Origin of the sequence: Azospirillum cavernae (assembly GCF_003590795.1) — a bacterium.
Lineage (GTDB): Bacteria > Pseudomonadota > Alphaproteobacteria > Azospirillales > Azospirillaceae > Azospirillum > Azospirillum cavernae.
On the sequence record NZ_QYUL01000002.1, the window covers coordinates 1,092,296 to 1,111,030 of the forward strand.

Here is an 18,735-nt window from a genome sequence, read left to right on the forward strand (position 1 = left end):
AAAAGGGACGTTGTGATGGGGCTGCGCGCCAAAGTCTGGAAGCTCGTGGTCGGAGCGCTGCTGTTGGCGGCGCCGCTGGCCGTCCAGGCGGCCTACCCGGATCGCCCGATCACCCTGATCGTGGCCTATGACGCGGGGACACCGGCGGACGCCGCCGCGCGGCTGCTGGCGCCCTTTCTGGAACAGCGGTTGGGCGGCGCGCGCGTGCAGGTGGTCAACAAGCCGGGGGCCGGGGGCGAGGTTGGGTTTGCGGCTCTGGCCCAAGCGATTCCCGATGGTTACACGATTGGCCTCATCAACACGCCCAGCATTGTGACGATTCCGATTGAGCGGCAAGCGCGTTTTGCGCTGAGCGATCTGGATCCGTTGGTCAATGTGATTGACGATCCCGCCGTCTGGCTGGTCCCGGCGGACAGCCCGTTCGTGACGGTGGCCGACGTCGTCGCCCAGGCCAAGGCGACTCCCGGCGCTGTGACGGTTGGAACCACCGGGGCCGGGTCGGACGATCATTTGGCGTTGCTGATGCTGCAACGGCAGGCCGGGGCGTCGTTGCTCCATGTTCCCTTCTCCAACCTGCGGGCCAGTCAAAAGGCGATGCTGGGTCGGAAGATTCAGATCAGCGGTCAGTCGGTCAGCGACACCCTGCGCGGATCTGCGGCGGAGCCGCTGCGGCTGTTGGGGGTGATGAGCCGGGAGCGGGCGCCGGGCGCCCCCGATGCGAAGACCTTCGCCGAGCAGGGTTTTCCGGTCGTCATGGGCGCGTTGCGCGGCATCGGCGCGCCGAAGGGATTGCCGCCGGACGTGCGCGCGCGGCTGGTCGAGGCGATCACCAAGGCGGCGGAAGAACCCGATTTCCGCGCCAAGGCGGACGCGAAAGACAGCCTTCAGCCCTTGCGTCTGTTGTCGTCGGAGGAGTTCGCCGCCGAATTGGCGCGGTTGGACGACGCGTTGCGGTCGTTGTGGCGAAGCTCGCCCTGGCTTCGCTAACGTCGCGCGATCAACGCGCCTTGCGCACAACTGAACGCGCCTTGCGCGCAACCGTAAGATTTGCTGGATTGGCGGCGCGGACGCGGTGGCGGAAGGGCCGCCACCGCCGCCGCTAACCCGGAGGTGTTGAGGATGAGCAAGATCCTCGCTCTCCTGATCCTGCTGTTGCAGGTGGTCAAGGCATTCCTTGATTACCTGAACCGCTGATCGGGCGGGCGCGCTGGGGAGATCAGCCCCGGCGCGTCCATCCCGATATTGCCCCATCCACCGATCCGGTCAAGGGGGCTTGTTCAGCCAAACATCGCGACAAGGTTGCGGCGAGCGTTCACGCCCGTTTCCAGCTTGTCCCTTGCGGGCCATCTTCCAGGATGATTCCGTGATCGGACAGCTCTTTGCGGATGCGGTCGGCCTCGGCGAAGTTCTTGGCGGCGCGGGCCGCCTTGCGGTCGGCGATGAGTTGATCGACCGCCGCGTCGCTCAAGCCCTGCGCGCCGCCGGTCGGCGCCCAGCGGAACCACGCCTCGGGATCCTGCTGCAACAGGCCCAGTTGCGCGCCCGCCGCCAGCAACGCGCCTTTGGCCGCCGCCTTGTCCGCGTCGGTCGCGGCCTTGTTCACGGCGGTGGCCAGCTCGTGCAGATGGGCGATGGCCAGCGGCGTGTTGAGGTCGTCTTCCAAGGCCGCCAAAACATCGAACGGCAGGTCCGCCGCCTGGGGAAGCGGATCGCCGCGCAGCGCTTGATACCAGCGGTCGAGCGTTCCCTTTGCCTGGCGGATGCCGTCGCGGGTGAAGTCCAGCGGCTGGCGGTAATGCGCCGACATCAGGGTCAGACGGATGGCTTCGCCGGGAAACTCGTCGAGCAAATCATGGACGGTGAAGAAGTTGCCGAGCGACTTCGACATCTTCTCGCCTTCGACGGTGACGAAGCCGTTGTGCACCCAATAACGGGCGAGATGGTCGGATCCGTGGGCGCAACGGCTCTGCGCGATCTCGTTTTCATGGTGCGGGAAAATCAGGTCCAGCCCGCCGCCATGAATGTCGAAGGTGACGCCCAAATGCTCTTTGGCCATGGCCGAGCATTCGATGTGCCAGCCCGGACGGCCCCGGCCCCATGGGCTGTCCCAACCGGGTTGATTGTCGGCGCTGGGCTTCCACAGGACGAAATCCGCCGCGTCGCGCTTGTAAGGAGCCACCTCGACCCGCGCCCCGGCGATCATGTCGTCGAGCGAGCGGCGCGACAATTGCCCGTAGCTGGGCATCGACGGCACCGAGAACAGCACATGCCCCTCGGCGGCGTAGGCGTTGCCGCGCTCGATCAGGGTGGCGATCAGCGCGATCATGTGGGTGATGTGGTGGGTGGCGCGCGGCTCGATGGTCGGGCGCAGGGCGTTCAGCGCGCCCATGTCGGCGTGGAACAGGTCGGTCGTCCGCTGGGTCAGCGCCTCGATCGGTTCGCCGCTGTCGCGTGAGCGGTCGATGATCTTGTCGTCCACGTCGGTGATGTTGCGGACATAGGTGACGGACGGGTAAAGCCGGGTCAACAGCCGGAACAGCAGGTCAAAGACCACCACCGGGCGGGCGTTGCCGATGTGGGCGGTGTCGTAAACCGTGGGACCACAGACATACAGGCCGACATGATCCGGGCGAAGCGGCTCGAAGCGCTCCTTACGGCGAGTCAGCGTGTTGTAGAGGTCCAACGGCACGGTCTTGCGCTCCTGTTTTGGTCAAAAGGCGGGGGAAAACGGGTCAGGCGGTCTCGCCGTTCAGGCGGCGCAGGGCGCGCGCGCGACCGATCAAAGGTAGCAGATTCTTCAATTCCGGTCCATGGTCGCGGCCCGTCAGGGCGCGGCGCAGCGGCAGGAACAGATCCTTGCCCTTGCGGCCCGTCGCCCCCTTCACCGCGTTGGTCCAGGCGCTCCAGGTCGTCAGATCCCACGGCTCTTCGGGCAGAACTGCGGCGGCGTGCCGCAGGAACTCCGCGTCGTCGATCTGCGGTTCGACCGGGGCGTGGGTGACGGCCCACCAGTCGCGGGCGTCCTCCAAGCGGGTCAGGTTCGGGCGCACCGCGTCCCAGAACGCGGCGTCCACGCCGACGAAGCCCAGCGCGGCCAGACGGTCGGCCACCCGCTCGAACGGGGTCAGATGCAGGATGCGGGCGTTCAGGCGGTTCAGCTCTTCCGCGTCGAATTTCGGCGTGCCGCGCGCGATCTTGCCGAGATCGAATTCGGCGACCAACTCGTCGAGCGTCAGCCGCGCTTCGATGGGATCGGACGTGCCGAGCTTGGCCAGCAGGCTGTTGAGGGCCATCGGCTCGATCCCGTCATCGTCGCGCAGGCTGCCGACCGACAGGCTGCCCAGACGCTTGGACAGGCCCTGCCCACCGGCGTCGGTCAGCAGCGGCAGATGGGCGAAGATCGGGGCGACGGCGCCCATCGCCTCGAAAATCTGGATCTGCACGGCGGTGTTGGCGACGTGGTCCTCCCCCCGGATGATGTGGGTGATGGCGAAATCGACGTCGTCCACCACGCTGGTCAGGGTGTAGAGCGGGCGGCCATCCTCGCGGATCAGCACCGGGTCGCTCAGCACCGCGCCTTCGAAATGCACGGGACCGCGCACCAGATCGGTCCATTCGATGGGCGTCGGCGTCAGCTTGAAGCGCCAATGGGGCTTGCGCCCCTCGGCCTCCAGCCGGGCGCGGTCCTCGTCGGTCAGGCGCAGGGCGGCGCGGTCGTAGATCGGCGGGCGGCCCTGCGAGACCAGACTGGCGCGCTTCAGGCTGAGCTGTTCGGGCGTCTCATAGCAGGGGTAGAGCCGCCCGCTGGCCTTCAGGGCGGCGGCGGCCTCGTCATAGCGCGGGTAGCGGTCGCTTTCGCGGGCGAAACGGTCCCAGGTCAGCCCCAGCCAGGTCAGATCGCGGGCGATGCCGTCGGCGAACTCCTGAGTCGAGCGTTCCTCGTCGGTGTCGTCCAGCCGGAACAGGAAATCGCCGCCGGTCTTGCGCGCGAACAGCCAGTTGACGAGCGCCAAGCGCACATTGCCGACATGGATGCGGCCGGTCGGGCTGGGGGCGAAACGGACGGCGGTGGACATGGGACGGTTCGACTCGCTGGCAAAGAAGAAGGAATCGGCCATGTCCTAGCACGCCGCGCCGCTCTCTGAAAGCGATGCGGAGACGCCAGACAGGCAAACAGCGGGCAAGCAAACGGGCGCCCCCCGCAGCCGACCGTTTCAGACCGCGCCGTCGTCGGGATTGGGGGGCGTTGTTTCCATCCGACTGCCAAGCGCCTTGCGCAACAACAGCACTTGCTGGTTCAGCGCTTCGATCTGCGCCCGGTCCATTCCAGAACGCTCGACCAGCGTGTCGCCCAGGCAGTTGCTTTCCAGGAGCAGGGCGCGACCGGCGTCCGTCAACCAGACTTGGACCTGGCGTTCATCGACCCGGCTGCGTCGGCGCTCCACGAGGCCCGCTTGCTCCAATCGCTTGGCTGGCGGCGTGATCGTGCTCGATTCCAAGCCCAAACGTTCAGCAATGGCGCCGATCGTCGCCCCATCCTCGTCCCCCAAAACGCTCAGCATCAGGTATTGTGGATAGGTGATGCCCATCGCGTCCAGCATCGGCTTGTAGGTGCGGTTGATCGCGATGTTCGTCGTGTACAGCGCGAAGCAGAGTTGGTTGTTCAGTGGAACAGGGGTGGGTCGGGGCATGGGGCGTCCCTCCTGATGCGGTTGGTTTGCGTTTCCTATCACGGGATATAGTATCGCGATAAATATTTTGTGGACAGTTGGGGTGGAGCGCTGTAGGAAAATACATATCGCGATATCATATATCGCAACATCAATGAGGGGCGATCAAGATGGAACCATTGAACAGGGGCGCTTCCAGGCGGGGCGTGATGGCTGCGGGTCTGGGGCTTGCCGCCACGGCGGCGGCCCTGCCCATCACGCAAGCGGCACAAGCGGCGGAGACCCCGCCGAAAACAACCTCAGGAGACAAGAGCATGGGCAGCAGCACGATCACGACCAAGGACGGCGCGCAGATCTTCTTCAAGGATTGGGGTTCAGGGCAGCCCATCGTCTTTCACCATGGCTGGCCGCTGTCGTCGGACGACTGGGACGCCCAGATGCTGTATTTTCTGGAGCAGGGCTTCCGGGTCATTGCCCATGACCGGCGTGGTCACGGTCGCTCAACCCAGACGGCCACCGGCAACGAGATGGACACCTACGCCGCCGACGTCGCAGCCTTGGCGGCCCATCTCAATCTGAAGAACGCCATCCATGTTGGACACTCGACCGGCGGCGGAGAGGTCGCTCGTTACGTCGCCAAGCATGGCGGCGACGGTCGCGTCGCCAAAGCCGTGCTGATTGGGGCGGTGCCGCCGATCATGCTGAAGACAGCGGCCAATCCCGGCGGTTTGCCAATTGAGGTGTTCGACGGCTTCCGGGCCGCTCTGGTCGCCAACCGGGCGCAGTTTTTTCACGATGTGCCCGCCGGTCCGTTCTACGGCTTCAACCGCGATGGCGCGAAGGTCTCGCAAGGCGTGATCGAGAATTGGTGGCGTCAAGGCATGATGGGCGGGGCCAAGGCGCATTACGATTGCATCAAGGCCTTCTCGGAAACCGACTTCACCGAGGACCTGAAAGCGATCAACGTGCCGGTTTTGGTCATGCATGGGGATGATGACCAGATTGTGCCGATCGCCGACTCCGCTCTGCTCGCGGTCAAACTGCTCAAGAAGGGGACGTTGAAGGTCTACAAGGGGCTGCCGCACGGCATGTGCACGACCCATGCGGACGTCATCAACCCGGATCTGCTGGCCTTCTTCAAAAGCTGACCGTTGCGAATACCCCCCGGCTTAGGCCGGGGGGCATTCATGCCGGAGAGCCTCGCTGGCCGCTGTCAGCGGGCGCAATACTCTTCGGGCGAAACGATCTCGATCACCTTCACCTGGGTTCCGCCCGGCACGATGTATTCCTGCGCGCCGCGAATGTCGCTGGCCTGCGGATCCCAATTGTAGGTGTAGCCGAGTCGGGTCCAGGGATAGCCGGTCTGCTTCAAATCCGGCCCTTTGCGGTAGGAGAAGACCTGCTGATTGGCGAACCAGGACACGAAGGCTTGCGGGCCGTTGATGGTGTTGGCGCAGGCGGTCTTGGTCGGGTCGGGATCGGGGCAGGGGCGGAAGACGCCGCCGCCGGTCGGGCCGACCTTTTGCTGGGCGATGCTGACGCGGACGAATTTGGCGTTGCTGTCCGACGGGACCGCCGGTTGCAGGCCCAGCAGGTAATGGAGCTTCTGGATCACCTCGCTCCGCTGGTAGCCCTTGCAGATCTCCTTGACCTCCGGCTCCACCGTCACCCAGGTGCCATAGCTGTTGGTCAGGGTGACGGTCTTGCCCTCTTGCCCGACGGCCCAGGACGGGTTGTTGGTCAGGGTCAGGGCGGTCATCGGGTAGGCCAGCGGACGCAGCGGGCGGACGTTCGCCTCCTCATACACCGCCGACCGCTCCACCGCCGCGACGTAGAGCGCGGTGTCCGACGGCGGGGTCGAAGCCGCTTTTTCCGGGGCGGTGGCGCAACCGGCCAGCGCCAAAGCGGTGGCGGACAGCAGGATCCAGGTCGGCAAAATCCGGGGGTGAAGCATGGTCGGCGATCCCGTGTAAATTGAGTTTGAGAAGGCTATCACACGCGGCGGCGTCGGGCGATCCGATTTCCCGCCTTTTGGCGTTTGCGGCGTGCTGCGGCGCGGGTGGCCATCGGTTAGCCTGTCGCCATCCCTGCTCATCGGAACCACCGGAGGAACCAGCCAATGACGGACAAAATTGCGCGAATCGGCGTCGTGCTTGCGGGTTGCGGCGTTTATGACGGCGCCGAAATTCACGAGGCGGTCTGCACCCTGCTGGCGATCAGCAAGGCCGGGGCGGAGGCGCTGTGCTTCGCCCCCGACATGCCGCAGGCCCATGTGGTCAACCATCTGACCGGCGCGGAGATGGCGGAGACCCGCAACGTGCTGGTCGAGGCCGCCCGCGTCGCGCGCGGCAAGATCCAGCCGCTCAGCGCCTTTGACGCCGGGGCGGTGGACGCGCTGATTTTCCCCGGCGGCTTCGGCGCGGCGAAAAACCTGTGCGATTTCGCCTTCAAGGGCGCGGATTGCTCCGTCAACCCGGACGTCGCGGCGGCGGTCGCGGCGATGCGGGCGGCGGGCAAGCCGATTGGCGCCCTGTGCATCGCCCCGGCCATCCTCGTCAAGCTGTTGGGCGGGGAGGGCGTCGAACTGACCATCGGCGACGAGGCCGACACCGCAGCCGCGCTGGAAGCCTTGGGGGCCAAGCACCGCGTCACCGTGGCGGGCGAGGTGGTGGTGGATCAACGGCTGAAAATCGCGACCTCCCCCTGCTACATGCTGGATTCAAGCTTGGCGCAGATCGCCGAAGGGGCGGAGAACACGGTCAAGGCGTTGATCGCGCTGATGGATTGAGCGAACCCGCCGATGGGGAAGCGCAGATCTGTCTGCCTTCTTCCAAACGGGCTATGCAGCGAACGCTGACAAGATCAGCGCCAGTCAAGACTGGTCATCTCAAACACTCTGGCGTAAAAACGCCCGTCCTGCTGCACTGCGGGAACAGGGAATGTTCTGTCAGAAGACAGGACCGGGGAATAACCGTAATTTATTTGGGTGAATGAGATGACGGACCAAGCTGTCTGTGCCGACGCTTATCTTGAGGCGGACGAAAACCCCGCCGGGTTGTTGAGCAACTGGGGAAATTCGCCCTTTCTGGTTTTCCCGGCGATGATCCTGATTCTGATTATGCCGCTGGCGATCCTGTTTCATCCGACCTGGATCGTCCTGCCCGCCGTTCTGTGGGCCTTTGGCATGATCGCCACCATCGTCCGTCTGACGCTGGATTGATCCGCCGCCGACGGGCGGGGCGAGTCCCCGCCCGTCGGCTTGTGAGCGGCTTGTCTTGCGCGCGGCTTGTTTTGCGCTTCGCTCGTCTTGCCCGCTAGGCGATGGTGGTGACGCCGTTGTGGAGTGGGAAGCGTGGGGCATGCCCCGCCGTCCTCTGGGTGATCCGGGGACCGGGCGGGGATTGGCGGCGCATCGCCTCGGTCGCCTGCATCAAACGCCACACCCGGTTGACCATGTCGGCGTCCTGGCCCAACGAAGGGACGCTGTCGGCGCCCACGCTTGGCTTTTCGCCGGTCAAACGGTCCAGAAGAGCGTCCAGCGCGTCGGCGGGCGGCAAGCGGTCGCGGTCGTTGACGCCCGGTGTCGCCCTGATGGCCTCGCTGCGCGCCAGCACCCGTTCTGGAACCACCCGCCCGGCGGGACCGCGCCCGTCCGCTGGGCTGTGGGCGTTGCGCCAGCGCGCCAAGGCCAGCGCCATGCTTTGCGGCGCGTCGGCCAGGACCGCGTAACCGCCGAACAGACTCTTCACCAGGGCGGGGCTGCCGATCAACCGATCCGTTTTGGTGAGGGTGGAGAGCGCCACGGCGCCGATTGTTTCGGCCAAGGCGGTCAGGGTGACGCCGCGCGTGCGGGCGTGCAGAGTGTCCGTGGCGTCCTCAGCGTCGCGCCCGCTGAACACCGGGGCGAGGAGGCTGTCAAACGCGCGGGTGATGGGTTGGATGGGCAGCGTGTCGAAACGGCAGCCCAGCAGGGCGGCGATTTCCGCCGCGTCCGCCAACTCTTCCGGGGCGCTGTCGGGCGCTGGCGTCGTCACCGCGTGGACCCGGTCGGCGCCCAGAGCGTCCACGGCGATGGCGGCGACCAGGGCGGACGCGGCGTCGCCCGCCAGATCGACCAGCGCGCCGGGGGCGTGGCCCTTGTTCACATGGTCGCGCAGCCCCAGAACCAGCGCTCCATACACCGCCGCCAGCCCGTCGAGCGGGGGCAGGGTTTCCGCCTCGTGGCAGAACCAACCGTCGTTGGCGCCGCGTTCCCAGCGGGTCAGCAGCAGATGCTCGGCGAAGGAGGGGGCGTGGGCCGCGAGTCGGCCATCGGCCTCCAGGGCGAAGCTGGCTCCGTCAAACACCCAAGAGTCCTGTCCGCCCACCAGATTGACGTGCAGCAGCGGCAGGCCGGATTCGATCACCCGCGCGATGGCGGCTTGCTGCCGCTCGTCCGCCGCGTCGATGGCGAAGGGGGCGGCGTTCAGCGCGACCAGAATCTCGGCCCCGCTTTCGCTCAAGGTCTCGCTCACCTCCGGGTTGCGCAGATCCTGACCAAGGAGCAAGCCAAGCCGGACCCCACGCAGATTGACCGGCCCCGGCAACGGCCCCGCCGCGAACAGGCGCGACTCGTCGAGGTCGTCATGATCGGGGGCGGAGACCCGCAGGCGAACGGCGGCGATGGCCCCCTGGTCGAACAGCAGGGCGGCGTTGGTCAGTTGCCCCTGCTCGCGCCACGGCGCGCCGACCAGCAGGGCCGGGCCGCCGTCGGCGGTGTCCGCCGCCAGATCGCGCAGGGCTTGGTCCACCTGAGTCAGAAAGGCGGAGGTCCGCAGCAAATCCTGGGGTGGGCAGCCGGACAGCGCCAGTTCCGGGCAGACCAGCAGGTCGGCGCCGCGCGCGGCGGCCTCGGCCCGGGCGGCGCGGATGCGGTCACGATTCGCGGTGACGGCGCCGACGGTGGGGTTCATCTGAGCCAGCGCGATGGACAGACGGTCGGTCATGGCGGGATGTCCCGTGTTGAACGGTTTGTTGTGCGTCAAGCCTATCAGCGGCGTCTTTGGGGGAAAAGCCGCGCCTCGTCGCAGGTGGCGGAGCTGAACACTTCGGGTATGAAGCAACTTCCACCATAGCGTGCCAATCTTTTCGAAAATTAACGTGTGGTAAAGGATGCTGGTTGCATTTTGGTGGATGCGGGAAACGAATCGATGCGGGGGCATCCCATGTATTACGCAGAGCTGACTGGACCAAGCGGCGCGCCGACCGTGCTGACGGCCAACGCCAACACCACCAAAAAGGCGGCGGACGCCAAGGGCGCCGACGCGAAAAGCGCGGAGAGCAAGGGCGCCGCCCCCGCGACGACGGACGCCAAGGCGGCTTCCGGCAGTCCGGCCTACACCATCAGCGAATCGATGGAATCGCTGCTGGACAGCATGTCCGGCCAGGGCGCGAAGAACGCGGCGGCGGGCACGCCGTCCAGCGGCGTCGGCGCGTCCGGCGGCGGCCTGGACCGCGCCAAGCAGGCGCAAGGGCTGATGCAAAGCGCGCTGGACCATGGCAAAAGCCTGTCGGACGTCTTTGGCAAGGCCATCGACACGATGGCGCAAGGGCTGGGCGACGTGCTCGGCTCCTTGGGCGTGCCGCAGAACCGCATCGACGACGCCACGGCTGGCTTCGGCGACGCGATGAAGGGCAAGCTGGCCGACATGGATTTCAGCAAGATGGCCGTCGACATGACGGCGGCCCGCTCGCAATGGTCCATCGAGTCGCACGGCATCGAGCTGACCATCCAGGACGGCGACCGCAAGGTTCAAATTTCCTTCGCCAAATCCACGTTGGATTTCCGCAAGGACGAACAGCGGATGCAAGGCACGCTGGAGCGCGGCGGGAATGGATCGGTCGGCGTGCAATCGACCACCACCACGGCCACCGGCAAATCCACCGGCATGATCGTCCGCGCCGAAGGCTTCAGCCAGGATGAGATCAAGGACATCCTGGGCAAGCTGAACGGCATGGCGGCCAAGGCTGGCGGCGACGGGCTGAAGGGGTTGGCGGTGTTGAAGCCGACCACCGGCAAGGACGGCGTCACCCACATGAGCCTCGACATGTCGGTTCCGATCGAAGGCCTGACCGACGGCAAGAGCGCGGCGACCGCCGCGACCGCCGCCGCTTCGACGAACACGGCCAAGACGGCGGGCGTCAACGTCACCGCTTGATCGGTTGACCGCTTGATTTGGCGTCCGCGCGCGGGTTCCGTTTGGGGGAATGGAACGCGCGCGCGGCGCAAAACCGACGGATTGGATCAAGACGGCAGATTGAAGCTTCCCCGGCTGACGATCACCGCGCGTCCGCCAACATGAACCGCCGACAGGCCATTCGCCGCACGGTCCGCCGTCAGCAGGATGGTGCTGGGGCGGCCCATGTCGCCGCCTTGTGAAATCTCCCAGACGGTGCGGTCGGCGGCAGGGCGCTGTTGATCGAACAGATACCCGGCAAGCGCCGTGGCGGCGGCCCCGGTCGCCGGATCCTCGGCGATTCCCATGGCCGGGGCGAACATCCGGGCGCTGACGTGGCGACCGTGCGCCGAATCCTCCAATGCGATGGCGTAGATGTGCGGGGCCAGGCTGTCGGCCAGATGGTCGCGCCACACCCCGACGTCGAAGGCGATGGCCGACAGGGCGGCGCGCGAGGCCAGCGGAATGATGGTGAAGGGCACCCCGGCGCTGTAGGCGGCGGGCGGCAGGTCGGCTTGGGCGAGGGCCGTCACCGGCAGACCAAGCAGCGCGGCGAGAATCGCCGGATCGCGGACGCCGTCGATGGCGGTGGGAAGACGGGCGCTCGACAGGGTGGCGGTCATCGGTGCGTTGGTCGTCGCGGCGTCGGGGGCGGCGTTAGGGGCGGCTGTGATCCGCACCGGAATCGGCCCAACCTTTTCCCCAAACACAATGTCCCACGGGCCGTCGCCGTCCAACTCCCCGGTTTCGGCGAGGATGATGGCGGTTCCGACGGTCGGGTGTCCGGCGAAGGGCAACTCCATCGCGGGCGTGAAAATCCGCAGACGGCGGGTTTCCTGCGCCGTTTCCGGGGGCAGGACGAAGACCGTTTCGCTGAGATTCAGCTCGCGGGCGATGCGCTGCATGGTGGAATCGTCCAGGCCGCGCCCGTCGGGAAACACCGCGAGCGGGTTGCCGCCAAAGATCCGGTCGGTGAAGACGTCGGCGGTGATGAAGCTCAGGCTGCGCATGGTCGGATGCCCTTTCGAAGACGGGGAATTGCCGGGCGGCGCGCGCATCCTCCGGCGGCGGCGGGCGTCTGACAAACGCGGAATTCTTGGCTCTCGAATTAGAAAATCTTATCAACGAGGAGCTGGTTTGGCGGGAATGGGGCCGAGTCGCCGATTCCTGTTCCTCTGCCCGCTGGACCACTCTACAAGCGGCGGGAGGACGCCCATAGGGCGGCGCTTCCCCCATGTGATGTTGAGTTTCCGATGACCGACCGCGACACCCTGCTGGCTCTCAATCAGGCCTTTTACCGGGCCTTTTCCAACCGCGACGTCGCCGCGATGGCGGCCTTGTGGGCGGAGCGGTTGCCGGTGTCCTGCATGCATCCGGGTTGGGGCGCGCTGGTCGGGCGCGAGGCGGTGTTGGCCAGTTGGCAGGACGTGCTGCGCGCGCCCAGCGGCGTCATCGTCCGCCCGCGCCACGAGCGGGTGATGCTCTACGGCGATTCCGCCTTGGTGCTGTGCGAGGAGATTTTGGGCAACGCCGTGCTGGCGGCGACCAACCTGTTCGTGCGCGAGGATGGCGCGTGGCGTCTGACCCACCACCAATCCGGTCCGATGGCCCAGCCGCGCGCCGAGGTGGAGCGGCCCGACGACGACGCCCCGCCGCCCCGGCTGCACTGAGTCGGCGGCGCAACCAACGCCAAAAAGATTTCGGCCCGCTTTGCCCCCTCCCTAGCCCTCCCCCGCCTGTGGCGGGAGAGGGAATTCCGCCGCTCGCCAAGACTCCGTTCTCCCTCTCCCGCGACAGCGGGGGAGGGTCGGGGAGGGGGCCGCGTGGCGGAACCTCCGCAGGCTGGCCGAAGGCTATTCCGTCGGGATTTCAGCGGGCGGCGGGCGGCGGTCTTTGACGATGGACAGCGGCACGTCGTCCGCCGCGATTTCAAAAATCGGGTGGCCGTCGAGCAAGGTCGGGCAGCGCTTGACCTGGGTGAAAGCCAGGAAGAAATCAGCCTTGCGCCAATCCGGCTCGATCCCGTTGACCAGCTTCAGCCAGGACGGCAACTCGAACCGCACCGCCAGCGTGTTGCCGCAGACGGTCAGCGTGTATTGGCGCGGCGGCGCGTGGCCGTCATTTTCGCGTTCGACGAACTCGATCAGCTCTTGCAAGGCTTCGTGCAGCGAGTTGCCCCAGTAATCCAGCTCATACTGGCCGTCGGCGCCGCGCACGCCGCCGATGAACTGGTTGTAATAGACATATTGGTTGGGGTGCATGGTGCCGAGCTGCCAGGCGTAGACCACCGCGATGATGGTCATCGCCGAGGCGAACCACTGGCCGAAGGCGCGCCCGCCGCGCTCGGAAACGCTCCACAGCCGGTCGGCGGCGATGGCCGCCATCACCACAAGCGGCGGCACCAGAAACAGGAAATGGCGGATGCCGTTGTAGACCGATGGGCGCAGCAGCATGAACAGCAGAATCGGCAGGAAGGCCGACAACACCAGCGGCAGATAGCGCACCGCCGTGAAGGCCCCCGTCCGCCGCAACCCGCCGCGCAGCAGCCAGACCACCGCCAGCAGCAGAGCCGCCGCCACGCCGAGCAGCACGGCTTCGGGCAGCTTCACCGCCAGATAGACCGGCAGATAGAGGATTGGCGGGTCGTTGGAATGGACCATCTGGCCCATGAACAGCGTCTGGATGTCGATGGGGAAGTGGGAGACGACGCGCAGCGCCTCCAGCGGATTGAGGGGTTTTTGCACCGCCCAGGGCCAGAAAAAGGCCATGATGGCGTAGGCGACGGGAATCGCGGGCAGCAGCGCGACAAAGGCCAGCCGGGCGTCGTGCAGAACCCAGCGCAGCCCCTCTTGCCGGGCGACCAGGGCGAAATGCAGCAGCATGGCGACGGCCAGATAGAAACCGGCCAGCACCGCGCCAACCCGGATGGCCAGCGTCAGCCCCAGCACCAGCCCGAACTTCAACACCGCGCTGCGGCTGGGTTTGGGAAGCTGGATCAAGATGCGGGTGGCGAAATACAGCGTCCACACCATGCCCGCCGCGAACGGCACGTCCTTGGTGTTGTTGAACATCGCGCCGTAATAGACGCCGCACAGCGTCAGCAGAGCCGCCGCGATGAAACCGGCGCGCGGCCCGGCGAGCAGGCGGGTGTAACGCCACGTTCCGGCGATGCCCAGCACGCCGACCAGCGCGCACAGCAGATGCCGGGTTTCATACTCTTCAAAGGGCGAGATCGGGACCAGCACCGCCGTCACCAGGTCGAACAGCCCGCCATAGAGGTAGAGATCCTTGAAATGGAAGGCGGAACGGTCCTGGAAGCCGCTCATGTAATAAGACAGCAGCTTCTTGCCGTAGATGTGCTGGACCTCCTCGTCCGTGCTGATGCCGTAGGAGAGGAAGGTCAAGGCCGACAGAACCAGCAGCCCCAGCAGCAGCGCGCGGGTCAGATCGTCCCACAGCGCGCCGTCGCGGCGCGCGGGGCCGACCGACAGCGGCGCGGCGGTGTCCGGCAGCGGGGCGCGCAGCCGCACATGGTAATTCATCGCCGTGTCCCTCGGCGGTCCGACGCCGGTCTTGGCGCGTCGTCGTCCTCGCCATCCTCGCCCCCCCCATTATCACCGACAAAGCCATGGGCGGAGCGGACGATGTAGAGCGGGCGGCCCTTCACCTCCGCGAAGACGCGGCCCAGATAGTCGCCGATGATGCCCAGCGTGATGAGCTGCAAACCGCCCAGAAACAGCACGGCGACCAGCAAGGATTCATAGCCCGGCACGTCGATGCCGTGGAACAGGGTGCGGATCAGGCGGATCAGGATGTAGAGGAAGGCGACGCCCGACACCGCCATGCCGACCACGCTCCACACCCGCAGCGGAAAGGTGGAAAAGGCGGTCAGCCCGTCGAAGGACAGGCGCAGCAGCTTCAGGAAGCCCCATTTGGTGTCGCCCCCGGCGCGTTCCCCCTGGTGATAGGGGATCGCCGCCTGACGGAAGCCGACCCAGGCGAAGATGCCCTTCATGAAGCGCGTGCGCTCCGGCATCCGGTTGATGACGTCCACCACCTTGCGGTCCATCAGGCGGAAATCGCCGACCTCGCGCGGCAGCTTGACCTCCGACAGATGGTCGAAGACCCAATAGAACATCCGGGCGAACATCCGGTGCTTCAGGCTTTGCCCAACCCGCGCGTGGCGGACGGCGACGACGACGTCGTAGCCCGCGCGCCATTTCTCCAGAAAGGCGGGCAGCAATTCGGGCGGGTGCTGAAGATCGGCGTCCATCGGCACCACGGCGTCGCCGGTCGTGTGCGACAGCCCGGCGGACAAGGCCAGCTCCTTGCCGAAATTGCGCGACAGATCGACCACCTTGATCCGGGAATCGCGGTCGTGCGCGTCGAGCAGCCGGTCGAGCGTGTCGTCGCGGCTGCCGTCGTTGACGCACACCACCTCCCACGCCACGCCCAGCCCGTCCAGCGCCGGGGTCAGCCGGGCGAACAGGGCGGCGATGTTGGGGCCTTCGTTGTAAAAGGGAATCACCACCGACAGCCGAGGGTGACTCGGTCGGTCCAGGCGGCGGGCCGTGTCGCCGTGGGCGGTCGGTGCGACCGGAACGGGCGCGTCGGAAAGGGGCATGGCCAGCCGTCGTGTCAGTGCGTCGAATGCCGGAACGAAGCGATGCGGACGACGGCCCCGGCTGGCCGCTGCGCCCTTTGGCATATATCACGATCCATAGGAATCTTCAAAACGCCCTCTCAATGGCGCGAATGCCCAAAAAATGGACTGTTGCCGCGCGCCTGGGCAGAACCAGTCATCCCGCATCCACCAACACCCCTGATAGCGCTTTATTCCACCCTGGGGAACATGGCGGTTTCCCTTACGTCAATCATGCTGCGTCGCGGCAGGACGACCATACGCCGGTGTGTGGCACGCTTCATGAAATGGTGAACAGGGGCTGCCTTGTTTCATGCGGCAACTGTATCGCGTCTGCGCCGACGGAGGTCTCTCGCCATGAGCCTGTTCAATCGTTTGAGTGTCGGGACCAAAATCACGGCGGCCAGCGCCGGGATCCTGGTGTTTTTGGTGCTGATCGGCGGCATCGGCGTGGTGGCGCTGTCGGACACGGGCGGAACGGTGCAGACCTATGGGCGGCTGGGTCAACAGACCAACGCGCTTGGTCGCGTCGAAGCGCTGATGCTCGACATGCGGCTGAAGGCCACCGCCTTTCTGCTGAACGGAGATGCGGCGGTCGGCCAAGCGGTCAGCCAGCAGGCGGGGGAGGCCGCCGCCGCCATCGCCCAGGCCCGCGCCCTGTTCACCGACCCGGCCTTGCTCGCCACCGTCGATCACATGGCCGAGGAAATCGCCCAATATCAGGGCGCCTTCACCAAGGTGATGGAGTTCCAGGAGCAGCGCGCCAAGGAATCCGCCGATCTGGCCGACATCGGCCCGCGTCTGGAATCCGCCCTGGATTCGATCATGGACAGCGCCAGCGCCGCCGGGGACGCCGACGCCGCCTATTTGGCGGGCATGGCGCTGCGCCACATGCTGGCCGCCCGCATCACCGCCGGGCGGTTCAGCGTGGACGGCACGCCGCAACTGGCCGCCCAGACCCGTTCGCAATTCACCGACGCGTCGAGCCGTGGCGGGGCGATGATGGCGCGGCTCACCGATTTCGACCGCCGCAAGCTGGCCATGTCCTACACCGCCATGCTGCGGGTCTACATCACCACCTTCAACCGGATGGCGGAGGCGACGACCGGGCGTGACCGTCTGGTGCGCGAGGTTCTGTTGCCGGTTGGCGCCGCCATCGCGGCGGAAGCCCAGCAATTGACCATCGCCAGCGTCGCCGAACAGCGCGCGCTGGGCGAAAGCGCCGATGATTACATTTCCGGCGCCCGCCAGATCATGATCGCCGCGTCGCTGGCGGCGGTGGCGCTTGGGTTGCTGACGGCGGCGCTGATCGGGCGGGGGCTGTCGCGTCCGGTGGTGGCGATGACCGACCGGATGACCCGGCTGGCGGCGGGCGACCGTTCGGTCGCGATTCCCGGCCTGGAGCGCGCCGACGAGATCGGCGGCATGGCCAGGGCGCTGGCCATCTTCAAGGACAGCTTGATCGAGAGCGACCGCATGGCCGCCGCCCAGAACGCCGAGCATGAAACGCGTCGGGCGCGTGGCGAGCGCATCGACCGGCTGACGCAGGAGTTCGACCGGCTGGTCCTGTCGGCGCTGGGTCGGGTGTCGGCGGCGGCGACCCAGTTGCAGGCGACCGCGCAAACCATGTCGGCCACCGCCGAACAGACCACCAAGCAGGCCGACGCCGTCGCCAGCGCCTCGCACGAGGCGACCGGCAACGTCGAAACGGTGGCCGCCGCGACGGAGGAACTCTCCTCCTCCATCGCCGAGATCGGTCGTCAGGTCGCTGACAGCGCGCGGATCGCCGGGCAAGCGGTCGCCACCGCGCAAAAGACCGACGCCACCGTGCGCGGTCTGGTGGACGCCGCCCAGCGCATCGGCGAGGTGGTCCAGCTCATCAACGACATCGCCAGCCAAACCAACCTGCTGGCGCTGAACGCCACCATCGAGGCGGCGCGGGCGGGCGAGGCGGGCAAGGGCTTCGCCGTGGTGGCGAGCGAGGTCAAGAACCTCGCCAACCAGACCGCCAAGGCGACCGAGGACATCGGCAACCAGATCGCCAGCATCCAGCAGGTCAGCCGCGAGGCGGCCTCGGCCATCGCCGACATCGGGCGGGTGATCGACGAGATCAACCACATCTCCGCCGCCATCGCGTCTTCGGTCGAGGAGCAGGGAACGGCGACGCGGGACATCAGCCGCAACATCCAGCAGGCGGCGCGCGGCACGCAAGAGGTCTCCGGCAACATCGCGGGCGTGTCGGAAGCGGCCAGCTCGACCGGCGAAGCCTCCCGCGAGGTGCTGACCGCCGCCGACGGGCTGAATCACGAGGCCGAGGATCTGCGCGGCTTCGTCTCGCGCTTCCTCACCGACATGCGGGCGGCGTAAGGACAGGGGTGGTCGGGGGCTGCATGGGGGAGTGTCTGGGGCGACATTCCCCCTTGCGCCGCGCGACGGCGTTCGGCACATAAGCGGCATGATCCTGTCCCCCATCGCTCCCGACGACATGCCGACGGCGCTTGCGGCGTTCGCGGCCCATTTGGAGGGCCACGCCGAAGCCTTGGCCGCCTTCCGTCGCATCGCCGCCACCTGGCCGGTTCGCCCGGCGGACGAGCCGGGCGGCGGGGTCGACACCCCCGAACATCGGGCCGAAGCGGTGAAGCTGGCCCACGCGCACGGCGTCGAGACGCTGGACGAGCCGCCCAGCAGCTCCTTCATGTGGGACGGCAAGGTCATCCGCACCGACGTCGAGGCGACGGTGATCGTGCATGAGGTGACGCACTGGCTGTGCGCCGCGCCGGAACGGCGGACGCTGATTGATTACGGCCTCGGCCCCGGCCCGGAAACCACCGCCCGCAAGGAAGCCCGCGCCGACAAGCGCCTGTGCTTTGAAGACTGCATGCATGAGGAGCAGCAAACCTCGCTGCTGGGCGTGCTGTGGGAGGTTGAGTTGGGCCAGCCCGGCATCCTCGCCTTCCTGGAGCAGAATTGGATGGAGCATTGGGAGCGGGCCAGCACCGCCGCCTTCTTCATCCGCCACGCCGAAGAGCTGTTCGCCCGTGGTCTGATCGACGCCGACGGGCGTCCGACCACCGCGCGCGCCTGGGCCGACGCCCGCCGGGCCGCCCCCGCTTCATCACACAGCGCCGATTCGCAAAGCCGCGCCGCATGAGTTTTTAGGCGCTGACCAAAAAACCAACAGGAAGGCTGGACCGTCCATGACTCGCTT

General features: G+C 66.8%; 16 protein-coding genes. 8 read left to right on the forward strand and 8 right to left on the reverse strand.

The annotated features are described in order from the left end of the window. Positions 1-15 precede the first annotated feature (15 nt). On the forward strand, positions 16-987 hold the full coding sequence (locus D3877_RS16530) for a tripartite tricarboxylate transporter substrate binding protein (RefSeq protein ID WP_119831818.1): 972 nt from the start codon (positions 16-18) through the stop codon (positions 985-987). A 325-nt stretch (positions 988-1,312) separates the two neighbouring features. Here the strand turns inward: D3877_RS16530 and cysS are convergent, their stop codons facing one another. The 3 genes from cysS to D3877_RS16545 form a co-directional block, all read right to left on the reverse strand. Then, positions 1,313-2,689: a cysteine--tRNA ligase gene (gene cysS / locus D3877_RS16535; protein ID WP_119831819.1), complete on the reverse strand. Its 1,377-nt coding sequence runs from the start codon at positions 2,687-2,689 to the stop codon at positions 1,313-1,315. A 43-nt stretch (positions 2,690-2,732) separates the two neighbouring features. Further along, the gene (gltX, locus tag D3877_RS16540; RefSeq protein WP_119832500.1) at positions 2,733-4,076 is read right to left on the reverse strand and encodes a glutamate--tRNA ligase; all 1,344 of its coding nucleotides are present in this window, start codon (positions 4,074-4,076) and stop codon (positions 2,733-2,735) included. Between the two features lie 138 nt (positions 4,077-4,214). Continuing rightward, positions 4,215-4,691: a MarR family winged helix-turn-helix transcriptional regulator gene (locus D3877_RS16545; RefSeq protein ID WP_119831820.1), complete on the reverse strand. Its 477-nt coding sequence runs from the start codon at positions 4,689-4,691 to the stop codon at positions 4,215-4,217. Positions 4,692-4,879: 188 nt separating this feature from the next. On the opposite strand from D3877_RS16545, the gene D3877_RS16550 reads away from it, so the two are divergent. Next, positions 4,880-5,818, forward strand: coding sequence for an alpha/beta fold hydrolase (locus D3877_RS16550; RefSeq protein ID WP_119831821.1), 939 nt, complete (start codon positions 4,880-4,882; stop codon positions 5,816-5,818). Between the two features lie 65 nt (positions 5,819-5,883). Here D3877_RS16550 and D3877_RS16555 read toward each other — a convergent pair whose 3' ends face one another. Next, positions 5,884-6,624: a hypothetical protein gene (locus D3877_RS16555; RefSeq protein ID WP_119831822.1), complete on the reverse strand. Its 741-nt coding sequence runs from the start codon at positions 6,622-6,624 to the stop codon at positions 5,884-5,886. A gap of 165 nt (positions 6,625-6,789) precedes the next feature. Here D3877_RS16555 and elbB point away from each other — a divergent pair, with 165 nt between their 5' ends. Both elbB and D3877_RS16565 read left to right on the forward strand, forming a co-directional pair. Further along, entirely contained in the window at positions 6,790-7,458 is a 669-nt protein-coding gene (elbB, locus tag D3877_RS16560) for an isoprenoid biosynthesis glyoxalase ElbB (protein WP_119831823.1), read from the forward strand. 207 nt (positions 7,459-7,665) lie between these two features. Continuing rightward, complete coding sequence (locus tag D3877_RS16565) at positions 7,666-7,890, forward strand: hypothetical protein (RefSeq protein ID WP_119831824.1); 225 nt, start codon at positions 7,666-7,668, stop codon at positions 7,888-7,890. A gap of 94 nt (positions 7,891-7,984) precedes the next feature. Here the strand turns inward: D3877_RS16565 and D3877_RS16570 are convergent, their stop codons facing one another. Further along, the gene (locus D3877_RS16570) at positions 7,985-9,655 is read right to left on the reverse strand and encodes a nitrilase-related carbon-nitrogen hydrolase (RefSeq protein WP_119832501.1); all 1,671 of its coding nucleotides are present in this window, start codon (positions 9,653-9,655) and stop codon (positions 7,985-7,987) included. Positions 9,656-9,874: 219 nt separating this feature from the next. On the opposite strand from D3877_RS16570, the gene D3877_RS16575 reads away from it, so the two are divergent. Continuing rightward, the gene (locus tag D3877_RS16575; RefSeq protein WP_119831825.1) at positions 9,875-10,867 is read left to right on the forward strand and encodes a hypothetical protein; all 993 of its coding nucleotides are present in this window, start codon (positions 9,875-9,877) and stop codon (positions 10,865-10,867) included. An 86-nt stretch (positions 10,868-10,953) separates the two neighbouring features. Here D3877_RS16575 and D3877_RS16580 read toward each other — a convergent pair whose 3' ends face one another. Next, the gene (locus tag D3877_RS16580; RefSeq protein WP_119831826.1) at positions 10,954-11,895 is read right to left on the reverse strand and encodes a PhzF family phenazine biosynthesis protein; all 942 of its coding nucleotides are present in this window, start codon (positions 11,893-11,895) and stop codon (positions 10,954-10,956) included. 243 nt (positions 11,896-12,138) lie between these two features. On the opposite strand from D3877_RS16580, the gene D3877_RS16585 reads away from it, so the two are divergent. After that, positions 12,139-12,555, forward strand: coding sequence for a nuclear transport factor 2 family protein (locus D3877_RS16585; protein ID WP_119831827.1), 417 nt, complete (start codon positions 12,139-12,141; stop codon positions 12,553-12,555). Positions 12,556-12,738: 183 nt separating this feature from the next. Here D3877_RS16585 and D3877_RS16590 read toward each other — a convergent pair whose 3' ends face one another. Together D3877_RS16590 and D3877_RS16595 are read right to left on the reverse strand one after the other, a co-directional pair. Then, positions 12,739-14,427 (reverse strand): glycosyltransferase family 39 protein, encoded by a 1,689-nt coding sequence (locus tag D3877_RS16590; RefSeq protein WP_119831828.1) that lies wholly within the window; start codon positions 14,425-14,427, stop codon positions 12,739-12,741. Next, on the reverse strand, positions 14,424-15,509 hold the full coding sequence (locus D3877_RS16595; RefSeq protein ID WP_238474927.1) for a glycosyltransferase family 2 protein: 1,086 nt from the start codon (positions 15,507-15,509) through the stop codon (positions 14,424-14,426). The genes D3877_RS16590 and D3877_RS16595 overlap by 4 nt, the downstream gene beginning before the upstream one ends. 375 nt (positions 15,510-15,884) lie before the next feature. Here D3877_RS16595 and D3877_RS16600 point away from each other — a divergent pair, with 375 nt between their 5' ends. Next, positions 15,885-17,894: a methyl-accepting chemotaxis protein gene (locus D3877_RS16600; RefSeq protein ID WP_119831829.1), complete on the forward strand. Its 2,010-nt coding sequence runs from the start codon at positions 15,885-15,887 to the stop codon at positions 17,892-17,894. 88 nt (positions 17,895-17,982) lie between these two features. After that, positions 17,983-18,678 (forward strand): hypothetical protein, encoded by a 696-nt coding sequence (locus tag D3877_RS16605; protein ID WP_119831830.1) that lies wholly within the window; start codon positions 17,983-17,985, stop codon positions 18,676-18,678. The last annotated feature ends 57 nt before the right edge of the window (positions 18,679-18,735 follow it).

Bases quoted from the DNA above. Each gene is read 5' to 3' on its own strand.
- D3877_RS16530 (WP_119831818.1), top strand. From the start codon at position 16: ATGGGGCTGCGCGCCAAAGTCTGGAAGCTCGTGGTCGGAGCGCTGCTG.
- gltX (WP_119832500.1), bottom strand. From the start codon at position 4,076: ATGTCCACCGCCGTCCGTTTCGCCCCCAGCCCGACCGGCCGCATCCAT.
- D3877_RS16545 (WP_119831820.1), bottom strand. From the start codon at position 4,691: ATGCCCCGACCCACCCCTGTTCCACTGAACAACCAACTCTGCTTCGCG.
- D3877_RS16550 (WP_119831821.1), top strand. From the start codon at position 4,880: ATGGCTGCGGGTCTGGGGCTTGCCGCCACGGCGGCGGCCCTGCCCATC.
- D3877_RS16555 (WP_119831822.1), bottom strand. From the start codon at position 6,624: ATGCTTCACCCCCGGATTTTGCCGACCTGGATCCTGCTGTCCGCCACC.
- elbB (WP_119831823.1), top strand. From the start codon at position 6,790: ATGACGGACAAAATTGCGCGAATCGGCGTCGTGCTTGCGGGTTGCGGC.
- D3877_RS16565 (WP_119831824.1), top strand. From the start codon at position 7,666: ATGACGGACCAAGCTGTCTGTGCCGACGCTTATCTTGAGGCGGACGAA.
- D3877_RS16570 (WP_119832501.1), bottom strand. From the start codon at position 9,655: ATGACCGACCGTCTGTCCATCGCGCTGGCTCAGATGAACCCCACCGTC.
- D3877_RS16575 (WP_119831825.1), top strand. From the start codon at position 9,875: ATGTATTACGCAGAGCTGACTGGACCAAGCGGCGCGCCGACCGTGCTG.
- D3877_RS16580 (WP_119831826.1), bottom strand. From the start codon at position 11,895: ATGCGCAGCCTGAGCTTCATCACCGCCGACGTCTTCACCGACCGGATC.
- D3877_RS16585 (WP_119831827.1), top strand. From the start codon at position 12,139: ATGACCGACCGCGACACCCTGCTGGCTCTCAATCAGGCCTTTTACCGG.
- D3877_RS16590 (WP_119831828.1), bottom strand. From the start codon at position 14,427: ATGAATTACCATGTGCGGCTGCGCGCCCCGCTGCCGGACACCGCCGCG.
- D3877_RS16595 (WP_238474927.1), bottom strand. From the start codon at position 15,509: ATGCCCCTTTCCGACGCGCCCGTTCCGGTCGCACCGACCGCCCACGGC.
- D3877_RS16600 (WP_119831829.1), top strand. From the start codon at position 15,885: ATGAGCCTGTTCAATCGTTTGAGTGTCGGGACCAAAATCACGGCGGCC.
- D3877_RS16605 (WP_119831830.1), top strand. From the start codon at position 17,983: ATGATCCTGTCCCCCATCGCTCCCGACGACATGCCGACGGCGCTTGCG.